Annotated in this window: 10 protein-coding genes; 5 read left to right on the forward strand and 5 right to left on the reverse strand. The window is 47.2% G+C overall.

Annotated features, from left to right (window positions below; all coding sequences use genetic code 11):
* Positions 1-202: 202 nt before the first annotated feature.
* Positions 203-1,879, reverse strand: coding sequence for a M3 family oligoendopeptidase (locus tag FHS56_RS00500; RefSeq protein ID WP_166917934.1), 1,677 nt, complete (start codon positions 1,877-1,879; stop codon positions 203-205).
* 31 nt (positions 1,880-1,910) lie between these two features.
* Positions 1,911-2,906, reverse strand: a complete 996-nt coding sequence (locus FHS56_RS00505) for a sugar phosphate nucleotidyltransferase (RefSeq protein WP_166917935.1) — start codon at positions 2,904-2,906, stop codon at positions 1,911-1,913.
* Between the two features lie 176 nt (positions 2,907-3,082).
* Between FHS56_RS00505 and FHS56_RS00510 the strand changes: the two genes are divergently transcribed.
* From FHS56_RS00510 to scpB, 5 genes are all read left to right on the forward strand, one after another.
* Positions 3,083-6,598 carry a methylmalonyl-CoA mutase family protein gene (locus FHS56_RS00510; protein WP_317165647.1) on the forward strand — a complete coding sequence of 1,172 codons (3,516 nt, stop codon included), beginning with the start codon at positions 3,083-3,085 and terminating at the stop codon, positions 6,596-6,598.
* 122 nt (positions 6,599-6,720) lie between these two features.
* Positions 6,721-7,032, forward strand: coding sequence for a 50S ribosomal protein L21 (rplU, locus tag FHS56_RS00515; protein ID WP_166917936.1), 312 nt, complete (start codon positions 6,721-6,723; stop codon positions 7,030-7,032).
* A gap of 18 nt (positions 7,033-7,050) precedes the next feature.
* On the forward strand, positions 7,051-7,323 hold the full coding sequence (rpmA, locus tag FHS56_RS00520) for a 50S ribosomal protein L27 (protein WP_166917937.1): 273 nt from the start codon (positions 7,051-7,053) through the stop codon (positions 7,321-7,323).
* A gap of 433 nt (positions 7,324-7,756) precedes the next feature.
* Complete coding sequence (locus FHS56_RS00525) at positions 7,757-8,146, forward strand: TraR/DksA family transcriptional regulator (RefSeq protein WP_166917938.1); 390 nt, start codon at positions 7,757-7,759, stop codon at positions 8,144-8,146.
* A 122-nt stretch (positions 8,147-8,268) separates the two neighbouring features.
* Positions 8,269-8,841 (forward strand): SMC-Scp complex subunit ScpB, encoded by a 573-nt coding sequence (scpB, locus tag FHS56_RS00530; RefSeq protein WP_166917939.1) that lies wholly within the window; start codon positions 8,269-8,271, stop codon positions 8,839-8,841.
* Between the two features lie 162 nt (positions 8,842-9,003).
* Here scpB and FHS56_RS00535 read toward each other — a convergent pair whose 3' ends face one another.
* The 3 genes from FHS56_RS00535 to FHS56_RS00545 all read right to left on the reverse strand — a co-directional run bounded on the left by FHS56_RS00535 (position 9,004) and on the right by FHS56_RS00545 (position 12,405).
* Positions 9,004-9,978, reverse strand: coding sequence for a glycosyltransferase family 2 protein (locus tag FHS56_RS00535; protein ID WP_166917940.1), 975 nt, complete (start codon positions 9,976-9,978; stop codon positions 9,004-9,006).
* Between the two features lie 288 nt (positions 9,979-10,266).
* On the reverse strand, positions 10,267-10,773 hold the full coding sequence (locus FHS56_RS00540) for a DUF4199 domain-containing protein (protein ID WP_166917941.1): 507 nt from the start codon (positions 10,771-10,773) through the stop codon (positions 10,267-10,269).
* A 105-nt stretch (positions 10,774-10,878) separates the two neighbouring features.
* On the reverse strand, positions 10,879-12,405 hold the full coding sequence (locus FHS56_RS00545; protein WP_166917942.1) for a peptide MFS transporter: 1,527 nt from the start codon (positions 12,403-12,405) through the stop codon (positions 10,879-10,881).
* Positions 12,406-12,481 lie beyond the last annotated feature (76 nt).

The raw sequence follows: 12,481 nt of genomic DNA on the forward strand, positions 1-12,481 counted from the left end.
CTCCAATTTGAACCACTGGCTCATTCTTGTGGCTTATGGAGCTTTCATTTGAATGTTGTATGAGAAAGAGTGAGTGGTAAGGAATTTTTATCAAATCAAATTTAGTACAAAAACAAAAATCGATGTACAGGCACAGCACTGAAAAACAACAGGAAACGCTCCAAAGCGTTTCCTATGCTTACAAGCAGCTTTTTTGCAGTTTTTAAATCTCTTCGACTGCTTGCAATGTTTTTTGTATGTATGCTTCGGAGAAGTCGAAGCGAATACCTGCCGTGGCATAAATATCTGGGATGGAGTGGGTGTAGCCTATTTTCAAGGCGTCGAGATAGCTTTGCAAGGTAGTGGCGGGCGCTTTGCGGTAGTTTTGCCACAAAGCCAAAGCTCCCAGTTGCGCAATGCCGTATTCTATGTAGTAGAAAGGAACTTCATAAATATGCAGCTGTTTCTGCCATAAGTAGTCGTGATATTCTTCGAGGTCGTGCCAGTCGGTGAGCTTATCGTGAAAGCGGCTGTATATGTCGTGCCATGCTTTGCGCCGCTGTTCATGATTGTGTTTGGGGTTGGTGTAAAGCCAGTGCTGAAAGGCATCGATGCAGGCAACCCATGGCAGTGTTTCTATGATTTCCTGTTTTTGAAAAGCATAGGCACGCTGGAGTTCTTCTTGCTGCGGAAGGTACGCTTCCCATGCAGGCATGGTAATCAGTTCCATGCTCATAGATGCCAGCTCTGCCACTTCGGAGGGTACTTCTTTGAAGGCAGCCAAGGGGAGGTCTGCCATTAAGATGGAATGCACGGCATGCCCCATCTCATGAAGCAGCGTGGTAACATCGCGCAGGCTGCCGCTGGCATTCATAAAGATGAAAGGTAAATTCGACACAGGCAGTGGATAGTTGTAGCCGCCGGGGGCTTTGTTTTTTCGGGAAGAGAGGTCTAAGCGCCCAGCTTCATGGAGCCTGTTCAGGCATTCGGCAAAGAAAGGATGTATTTGTTCGAGGCAGACTTTGGTTTTTTCAATCAAGTCTTTCTCATCGCTAAACGGATACAGAGGGGGGCGCCCCAAGGGGTCAGTTTTCCAGTCCCAAGGTTTCAGGGTGCGCACGCCCATTTGTCGCTGACGCTCATTGGCTAAGTCATCGAGGAGAGGCACTGCATGCTGCGCTACTGCCCGGTGCATCTGCAGGCAGTCGCTGGGGGTATAATCGAAGCGGCAGAGCTCATCCCAGATGTAGTCTCGGTAGTTGGCATAGCCGGCTTGAGTAGCTATCTGGTGGCGCAGGGCGATGAGCTCATCCAGCAGTTCGTTCAGTTCTTTACAGTCTTTTAGGCGCCTCTCGGCAATTTTCACATAAGCTTCTTCGCGCTTGTTGCGGTTGGGGTCAAACAACAAATCTTGGGCTTGTTGCAAAGTGAGCTCCTTGCCATCGATAGACACGGTCATGGCACCGGCTATTTTGCTGTATTCCTGCTGCAGCACCTGTACTCTCGTGATGAGTGGTATGTTTTTTTCTTGAAAGAGGTCTATTTGTTTGCGCAGGCGCTTGAGGTAAATATGATAGCCGGGCTCTTGCGCCAGCAGGTTCACAAAAGGCGAGTCGAAAGCCTTACGGTTAAGCTTTTGGGTATAGCGTAAGCTGACAGGCTGTATTTCTTCTACAAAGTGCTCAAAAGCCCGTTTAGCTTCTGGGTCGGCGGTGTTGCAGGTGTAGCGTATGTATGTCCATCCCAAACTTTCGGCGATTTGAGCTTCCAGCTCGTCGCGATGCCTGAACCATCGTTTCAGACCTTCAAGGTCGTTGATGGGGCGCTTGAGCAACTCTTCATAGTAGGGAATGATGTCGGCAGCAGAGCGGATGTCTGTATTGTCCACAAATGAAGCCATAGCGTTGTCGTTTCCTTTCGGTTAAAGAGGTTTATTGAAAATTAATTTCGGTATTGTCGCCTATATTGAGGCTTTGGCGTAGCCCTTTGAGGGCGCTGTCGTTGCCGATGATAGAGTCATGCAAAACTACATAGTCCAGATGACTGAAAGAGCCAATGATAGAGTTGGAAATAATGGACGAATGCACGATGGCATCGTTGCCGATGGCTACGTTGGGTCCGATGATGGAATTGCTGATTTTGCAGTTCTGTCCAATACTTACGGGCGGAATGATGATAGTATTGGGAAAATGTGGCAAGTCTGTCTTGTATTTACTTTGGTTCAGCAAGATGGCGTTGGCTTCGAGAATGGTTTCCTTTTTGCCGCAGTCGTACCAGTGCCGTACAGGCAGGGCATAAATCTCTTCGCCTTGCTCTATCATACGTTGTAGTGCGTCGGTCAGGTGATATTCCCCACGATTCTTAAGTTGGTTGTCTATTAAATATCGAATCGAATCGAAGAGGCGGGGGAGGTTGTTGAGTTTGTAAATACCCACCAGTGCTAAGTTAGATTTGGGTATTTTGGGTTTCTCTTCTAACCGAAGAATGCGCCCGTTGGGGTCGGTTTCGGCAATGCCGAACAAGACAGGCTGCGATACCTTCTTTACGCCCACGGCAGAAGTGCGCATGCTCAGCAGGGCTTTCCAGTTGAGGTGGGCGATGGTGTCTCCCAGTACTACCAATATTTGCTCTTCATTGATTAGCTGCTCTTTGGCTACCCATAAGGCATGGGCAAGCCCTTCGCGTGGTTCTTGCACCACGAAAGTCATATTTAGTTTCCCTTCATAGTTTTCTCGAATAAATAATTCCACCTTGTCGCCCAAGTAGCCTATGATAAAGACGAAGTCTTGCAGTCCTTGTTCCAGCAGGCTGTCGATGATGTGCCCGAGTAGAGGTTTGCCAGCAACCGGCACCAAAGATTTTGGTTGAGTGTGGGTGTGTGGACGAAGCCGCGAGCCTATGCCCGCTACAGGTATCACTACTTTCATAGATTTTCAGGAAATGATTAACAATAGGCAATATAATAACTATTCTGGTGCAGTTGGTGAAATGTCGCTAAACAGAACGGCTTTGTTTTGTGTTTTGTATTCATATTGTATAAAAAAAACTTAACTTTGTACTATTCTAAAAGTGTTTAGTGTAGTTATTCTAAAAGTGTAAACCTGTGGAAACCAAACCCTATAAACCGCAAAATCACGTGCGTTTAGTAACGGCGGCATCCCTTTTCGACGGGCACGATGCTGCCATCAACCTCATGCGCCGCATCATGCAGGCGTCGGGAGCAGAGGTCATTCACTTGGGACACAACCGCTCGGTGCAGGAAATCGTGGAGTGTGCCATCCAAGAAGATGTGCAGGGCATTGCCGTCACCTCTTACCAAGGCGGGCACATGGAGTTCTTTCAGTATATGTACGACCTGCTCAAAGAGCGTGAAGTAAATATCAAGATTTTTGGCGGAGGGGGAGGCACCATTCTGCCTTCGGAAATAGAAGAGCTGCACCGCTATGGCATCGCGCGCATCTACCACCCCGATGACGGGCGCGCCATGGGGCTGCAAGGCATGATTAACGATGTGCTCAGAAAATCTGATTTCCCTACCTATATACCTAAAGCTAAACGCCAGCAATTGGCAACTGCCGGTGGCGCTGAGACCGAAGAACATGACGACCCTTCGGCACGTTTTCAAGACTTGGAATATTTGGTAGAAAACGTAGAAACCAAAGATGCTCGGGTAATTGCCCGCCTGATTACCGTGGCAGAAAATGCCCCTGAAGATTACAGCCAGATACAAGAAAGCATACGGCGGAAAGCGGCTCAAAAGAAAATACCTGTTTTGGGTATTACGGGTACAGGCGGAGCCGGTAAATCCTCTTTGGTGGATGAGCTGGTGCGCCGTTATCTGCTCGACTTTGAAGAGCACACCATTGCCATCATTTCGGTGGACCCCTCTAAGAAAAAGAGCGGCGGCGCTTTGTTGGGCGACCGCATCCGCATGAATTCCATCCACAACCCACGTGTGTATATGCGTTCGATGGCTACCCGTCAAGCCAATTTGGCGCTTAGTCAACACGTGCAGCATGCCATCGACATATGCAAGGCGGCGGGCTACGATTTGGTGATAGTAGAGACCTCAGGCATCGGGCAGTCCGACACCGAAATAGTAGACCATTCCGATGTCTCTTTGTATGTAATGACTTCTGAATATGGGGCAGCCACGCAGCTTGAAAAAATAGACATGCTCGAGTTCGCCGATGTGATTGCCATCAACAAATTCGACAAGCCCGGCTCGCTCGATGCCTTGCGCGATGTGCGCAAGCAATACAAGCGCAACCATATGCTTTTTGATGTGCCCGACGAGGAGTTGCCCATTTATGGTACCATTGCTTCGCAGTTCAACGACCCCGGTACGAACGTGTTGTATCGCAAACTGATGGATAAGATAGTAGAAAAAACGGGGGCAGAGCATCTGCGTTCCGATTTCGAGATAACCGAAGGCATGTCGAAGAAGGTGTACATCATACCGCCCGACCGCGTGCGTTACCTTGCCGAGATATGCGAAACCAGCGAGCGCTATGACCGTTTCGTACAAGAGCAGTCGGAAATAGCCCGCCGCATGTACCAGCTGAAAGGCACCATAGAGCAGTTGCGTGCCAATATAGGCAAGAAGGTCATAGAGGTAGAAGAAAACGAGGGCGTGGTGCAGGCAATACAATACGAACAAGGAGAGCCCGAATACCTGAAAGATTTGATAGAGATGTACCGGGAGTTGGAAGGAAAGCTGGACCCCGAGTGCAAGCGTCTGCTGCAAGAGTGGCCCGAAATGGTGAAGCTTTATCAAGCAGACAAATACCAATTCCGGGTACGTGACAAAGTCATAGAACAAGACCTTTATACTACTTCTCTGGCGGGCACACGCATACCCAAAGTGGCTTTGCCCAAATACAAGGATTGGGGCGACATCCTCAAGTGGCTGCTTACCGAAAATGTTCCGGGTTTCTTCCCTTACACGTCAGGAGTATTTCCGCTCAAGCGCACCGGCGAGTTGCCTACCCGCATGTTTGCCGGCGAAGGAGGACCTGAACGCACCAATAAGCGCTTCCATTTCTTGTGTGAGGGCATGCCAGCACACCGCCTCTCTACCGCCTTCGACAGTGTAACGCTTTACGGCGAAGACCCCGACTATCGCCCCGACATTTACGGCAAGATAGGCAACTCGGGAGTGAGTGTGGCTACCCTCGACGACGCCAAGAAACTCTATTCGGGTTTCAATCTGGCAGACCCCAAAACCTCCGTCTCGATGACCATCAACGGACCGGCACCCATGATGCTGGCTTTCTTTATGAATACAGCCATCGACCAGCAGTGCGAACTGTATATCAAACAACACGGTTTGGAAGAGGAGGTGCAAAAGAAAATAGATGATATTTATCGCAAGAAAGGAGTGCCGCGCCCTTATTACAACGGTAAATTGCCCGATGGGCATGACGGTTTGGGTTTGATGCTGTTGGGTGTAAGCGGCGATGAGGTGCTGCCGCGTGAAGTGTATGAAAAAATCAAAGCAGATACACTTTCGAAAGTGCGGGGCACTGTGCAAGCCGACATTCTCAAAGAAGACCAAGCACAAAACACCTGTATTTTTTCTACCGAATTTGCCCTGCGCATGATGGGCGATATCCAACAGTACTTTATTGACCACCGAGTGCGCAACTTCTACTCGGTATCCATTAGCGGCTACCATATTGCGGAGGCAGGTGCCAACCCCATCACTCAGCTGGCGCTGACCCTTTCCAATGCTTTTACTTATGTGGAGTATTACCTCAGCCGCGGCATGCACATCGACGACTTTGCACCTAACCTCTCTTTCTTCTTCTCGAACGGTATGGACCCCGAGTATTCCGTTTTGGGACGGGTGGCGCGCCGCATCTGGGCAAAAGCCATCAAGTACAAATACGGAGGCAACGAGCGCAGTCAAAAGTTGAAATATCATATTCAGACTTCGGGGCGCTCTTTGCACGCCCAAGAAATAGCCTTTAACGACATACGCACCACTTTGCAGGCGCTTTATGCCATTTACGACAACTGCAACTCGCTGCATACCAATGCCTATGATGAAGCCATTACCACACCTACGGAAGAAAGTGTGCGCCGGGCAGTGGCTATTCAGCTGATTATCAATCTTGAGTTGGGCTTGGCAAAAAACGAAAACCCCTTGCAAGGGTCTTTCATTATAGAGCAGCTCACCGATTTGGTGGAACAAGCCGTCTTGAAAGAGTTTGTATCTATTTCGGAGCGCGGCGGCGTGTTGGGCGCTATGGAACGCATGTATCAGCGTGCCAAGATACAGGAAGAGTCTATGCATTACGAAATGAAAAAACACAGCGGTGAGTTGCCCATCGTAGGAGTGAATACTTTCCTTGACCCTGAAGGCTCGCCTACGGACATCCCCGACAAAGTGGTGCGCGCAAGCAAGGAAGAGAAAGAATTCGCTATCAGCAGCTTGCGTGCCTTCCATGAGCGAAACCAAGAGGTTGCACCTCAAGCCCTGAAAATGCTGCAAGATACAGCTGTGGAAAACCGCAACATCTTCGAAGCATTGATGGAGGCTGCCAAAGTGTGTTCGCTGGGGCAGATGACTCATGCCCTCTATGAAGTGGGTGGGCAGTATCGCCGTAACATGTAAAATAAAAAAGCGGAAGGAGCTTCTTCCCTTCCGCTTTTTAAAAAATAGGGCTGCTTGTTTGGTTCAGAGTGAAATAGATTGTATATTTGCGACCCTGTAATGGTCTAAAAAACGAAACGAACATGTACGCAATCATTGAAGTAGCGGGACAGCAATTCAAAGTAGAAAAAGACCGTTATATCTACGTGCACCGCTTGCCCAATGCCGAGGGCGAAGAGTTGACCATCGACCGGGTGCTGCTTGTAGATGATAACGGCGCTGTATCCGTAGGAGCCCCCACAGTAGAAGGCGCTCAGGTAAAAGCCAAAGTATTAGAACATTTGAAAGGCGAAAAAATCATCGTCTTCAAGAAAAAGCGTCGTAAAGGTTACAGACGCAAAAAAGGTCATCGTCAATATTTGACGAAACTGCAAATTGTAGATATTGTAAAATAATTTTAAAACGAAAGAATTATGGCTCACAAGAAAGGTGTCGGTAGTTCGAAGAACGGTCGTGAATCAGAAAGCAAACGCTTGGGTGTGAAGATATATGGCGGTCAATTTGCTAAAGCTGGCAACATCATTGTGCGTCAGCGCGGCACCAAGCATCACCCGGGTCAAAACGTGGGCATGGGCAAAGACCATACCCTGTTTGCTTTGGTTGACGGCATCGTGCATTTCAAGCGCAAAGGCTTCGCCCAGAAGTCTTATGTATATGTGGAACCTGTTTCCAAAAATGTCAACTAACTAAAAAACTGTTAAGCAGGACTTTGCACATAAAAAAGCCGCTTAAAATAGCGGCTTTTTTTATTGTCAAAATGTGAATTGAAAATAAAGAAAAGAACAAGCGATTCAACTTTTTGCGACTCTTTTTCGTAAACCACCAATGACAAGGAGGAAATTTGTGGGAGAAGCCTTCCCGTAAACTCTGACAGACAGTAGAACGTTGAAAAGCGCAATGATTTTTTATATTTTTTACAAAAATATAACATCTATTGAGTGAGCGTGTTTAACTTTGATTTAAGAAAATGTTTTTTTGTTGTACCTTAAAAATTGCATTTGGATTTTCTTTTTAAATCGTATGTTAAAATTTACTTTGGATTTATTTTGCAGATGAAATGGTTTTTTAAACAAAAAGTTGTTTTATATTTGCAGTCAAGAATACAAACATACACAGTTTATGGCTGATCAAAAGGAGAAAACACGCTACTCGCCTGAAGAATTGAAAGAGTTTGAAGAGCTGATTTTGCAAAAGCTGCGCCAGGCAGAGGCAGAATTGGAAGAGCTCAAGCGCTCGATGATGAAGTTAGACGATTCAGGCACCAGCGATACCGAAGGGGGCAATTTGAATCTGCTGGAAGATGGCTCCGATACTTTGGAAAAAGAGAGCATCAACCAGTTGGCAGCCCGCCAACAAAAGTTCATCAATCAATTGAAAATGGCATTGGTGCGTATCAAAAATGGTACATATGGCATTTGTGTCGATACGGGCAAGCTAATTCCCAAAGAAAGGCTGCGCATTGTGCCTCATACGCAGCACTCTATTGAAGCCAAACTGAACAAAGACTAAAACATACGCTTATTAGCCATACTTTATTAAGCCACTGCTTGCTTCTGCGGGTAGAAGGAGCAGTGGCTTTTGCTTTTGTGATTTTTGCTTTATTTTGCTTGTCCACTCAAAGCTACAAGAGCATGGACTTTTTACAGAACCACATCGAAGCACTCATCTTTTGCGCCCCTTCGCCTATAACCGAAGAGGAAATCAGGCAATGCATGATTGAGATGTTCGATGCAGAAATAGAGCCAGAGGTCATAGAACAGACGCTGCAGCGCATCGTAGAAAAATACAATGCCGATATTTACCCCTTTGGGGTGTACAAGAGTGGGGGAGGATACCAGTTTCTGACAAAGCCTGCTTACCAGGCATCTATTGGCATCTTACTGAAGCAACAGTCCAAGAAGCGCCTTTCCAAATCGGCATTGGAAACGTTGGCTATTATTGCTTACCGCCAGCCAGTAACTAAAAGCGAAATAGAGCAGATTAGAGGCGTGAACTGTGATTATGCTATTCAGAAGCTCTTGGAAAAAGAACTAATTGTTATCAAAGGCAAAGCCGACACGGTGGGGCGTCCGCTGCTTTACGGTACTAGTGATAAATTTATGGATTATTTTGGCATCAACAGCCTGAAAGACCTGCCTCAGCCCAAAGACATAAAGCCGGAGGAAGCCGAAGGATTGGAAATAGGCAAAGTGCAGGAAGACTAAAACGACTGAGCAGATACTGCTGTATTCCTTGTAAAAGAAAAGGCAATACTCCTCATCTTAAAATAAGCTTTTCGGTCATAATACCTCTGCTTTTTTCGCTTTGATAAAATGCTTTAGCGCTTCACCAAAAATCTCTTTTCTTATTTGTAAAGATGCAGCCTGCTAATCTATGGTTTCGGCGATGATGTAATCGTGGCGCTTGGGGACAGTGCTTACCACCATTTCGCCCAAAAAGCCGGTTAGGAAAAGCTGAAAACCGATGATGATGCTGGTCAATGCCAAGTAGAAGAGTGGTTGTTCGCTTACCTCGCGGTAGGGAAGTCCGTGTGCCAGCGCCCATAGCTTGTATACGATGAGCCATAAAGTGATGAATGCCCCAATGGTGAAACTAAGTACACCCAAACCGCCGAAGAAGTGCATAGGACGCTTGCGGAAGCGCGACACAAATTGAATGGACAGCAGGTCAAGGAAGCCAAACAGAAAACGCTCGATACCAAACTTGGTTTTTCCGTAGCGTCGCGGATGGTGCTTTACTTTCTTTTCACCAATACGCTTGAAGCCTGCCCACTTGGCAATGACCGGTAGGTAACGATGCATTTCGCCGTACACCTCTATACTTTTCACTACCTCAAAACGATACGCCTTCAGCCCACAGTTGAAATCATGAAGCGGAATGCCTGAAAGCTTGCGCGTAACAGCATTGAACAGCTTGGAGGGCAGCGTTTTGCTTAGGGGGTCGTAGCGTTTGTATTTCCATCCCGATACTAAATCGTAGCCTTCTTGGCGTATCATACGATACAAAGCGGGGATTTCTTCGGGGTCATCTTGCAAATCGGCATCCATGGTGATGACCACGGCGCCACGCGCTGCTTCAAAGCCGCTTTGAAGCGCCGCCGACTTACCGTAGTTTCGTAAGAAACGGATGGCACGTAAGGCAGGATATTGCTTTTTGAGGGTGTGTAATACCTGAGCTGTTTGGTCTTCGCTGCCGTCATCTATTACAATAATTTCATATTTCCAGTTATAGGCACTCAGCACGCGACTAATCCACTCTATCAACTCGGGGAGGGATTCCGCTTCATTATAGGCTGGTATTACAATGGAAAGGTCTAAAGATGCTTGAGGTATCGAACTCATAAATTTATTTTGCATGCACTTTTCTTGAAAAACAAAAATAAAAAGCTGCCAGCGGAATACAAGCGCACAGAGTACTTTTGAAGCAAAGAGGTGTATACCGCATTGCTTTCATAGGCAGTTTTTTGCGCATAAGCCGCCAAGATGAAAAGCTACTTCCGTTTTTACAACGAAAATAGTTAAATAATGCGCACGCAATAGGGGAGAACATGAAAGGCTAAGGGAATAATCCAGAATGATAAAGCAGAAAAAAATGGGGGCGGACAAACACCCCCTGTGAGGCAGCTATTGCTATTCCGACTTTTTCAAAATGGCAGCTACTATCAAGCCGACAAGTCCTAAAATGATAACATTTCCGATGAAACCGAAGACAGCAGAGTAAGCGGGCGACATGAATCGTTTGGCAGCTTCGATGGCTTCATCAGGGGTGCCTCGCTCTTCCATTTGCAAGATGGCTTTTTCTATCGTTGCTTCATAAAACTCAGGGTTGAGAAAAGAGAAATACACATAAGTGAAGACAGCAGTAAGGAGTGCCGTCAGCAGTGCTACCATAATGCAAACAAGATATGCCTGTCCAAAGGACGCTATGTTTTCATTGCTTTGCCGGTAGGCACGCACACCCAGTACCATGAAGATGATGGGAACAGCCGTCCCCAGAATGCCCAACAACGTGTTTTCATGTAGGCTCAGCGTCATGGCTGTCAGGCTGTAAATGATAGAAGCTAATCCTGCGTAAGCACCGTATTGGGTGCCTATCATAGCCGGAGAAACGGGGTTTGTGTTGTGTTTTTCGCTCATAAGGAAACAATAGTTGGTTGTATTTGCTTCTAATATACAGAAAAAAGACAACCTTATACATTTACATAAAGGCTGTCTTTTTTTACAAAGGGTGATAGTGAATGCTTAGTGAATCCCTTTCATTGCTTTGTTGAGTAAGGGAGAAAGCAGAATCAGCACGATGCCGCTGCCCAACATCCAGTAGGTGATGAAGGGGTATAACTCAAGCGCAAAACCTTGTGTTCCGGCTTGTTGGGCATTCAGTTTATGAAGGATGGTTTCGAGCATGCCCGCAAGATAGTTGCCAGCAGCAAAGCTTGCCATCCACAATCCCATGACCACACTCACCAGTTTGCGAGGTGCCAGCTTGGTAATCATAGAAAGTCCGATAGGCGAGAGCATCAGCTCACCCAAAGTAAGGATGACATAGACAGCTACCAACCACATCGGCGACACTTTGCCGTGTTCTGCCAAAGCGTCGGCTTGGGTCATAAGGGCAAAAGCCAGTGCGCCCAGCAGCAGCCCCAAGGCAAACTTGATAGGAGTGCGTGGATTGAGTTTATGCTGGTCCAGCTTCAACCACATGACCGAAAAGAGCGGGGCAAATATCAAGATGGCTATCGGGTTGATGTTCTGAAACCAGGTGGTGGGTATTTCCCAGTTCAATGCTTCGATGAAACGGTTGGTTTTTTCGGCAGCAAAAAGATTGAAAGTGCCACCTGCTTGTTCAAAACCTGCCCAAAAGGCTACGTTGAAGAATGCCAGCACCAATATAACGCCCATTCGGCTCCATTCGGTAGCTCCTTTGGTATTGCTCACCATCACCCAGATAAGCCCTAAGACGAGAGCGCCAAAGCCTACTTTCATGATGCTGTCGGTAACGGCATCGGGCATTTGTCGCCAGCCCCAAATGATAGCACCAGTCAGCAAGATAAGCACACAGGCTAAAGCCATCAGCTCTATCCAATCTTGTTTGCTTAGGCGGTTTTGTCCTGCTTTGGCATGTGGCGGCAAACCAAAACCATTGAGTGAGGTCTCTTTGGTAAAGAGAATCAACATGCTGATGAGCATGCCCACACCAGCAGAGAAGAAACCCCAGCCCCAATGCACCTGTTCACCCAGAGCACCAGCAAGAAGGGGACCCAGCGTAGCTCCTAAGTTGATACCCATGTAAAAAATATTGAATGCCGAGTCTTTGCGTGGGTCGTTGTCGTCATACAAGTCTCCTACGATGGTAGAGATATTGGGCTTGAAAAAGCCGTTTCCCAAAATTAAGCAGCCCAATCCGTAAGAGAAGATGAAAAAACGAAAATCGGGTGCCAGGCTGTGTGCCATGAAGGCAGAGGCAGCCAGCAAAAACTGACCGGCAGCCATGATGATGGCGCCAGTGTACACGGCTTTCCTTTTGCCCAAAAAGCGGTCGGCAGCCCAGCCGCCTATGATGGGAGTTAGGTACACCAAACCTGTGAATATGGCGTAAATGCTGAGCGCTTCTTCGCGCGCCATATTGAAACCGAAGTTGTCGAGATTGGCTACCAAATAAAGCACCAGTAGGGCACGCATGCCATAATAAGAAAAGCGCTCCCACATTTCAGTGGTAAAGAGCACATATAAGCCCGAGGGGTGTTTCGTTTTTTGGGTAGAAATAGTCATCTGCAATATTTTTTGGTTTACACTAAACTGCGCAATGATAATAAAAAGCTTTCAAAGAAATAACGGAATAATGCAA

This window comes from Thermonema lapsum (genome assembly GCF_011761635.1).
GTDB classification, from domain to species: domain Bacteria; phylum Bacteroidota; class Bacteroidia; order Cytophagales; family Thermonemataceae; genus Thermonema; species Thermonema lapsum.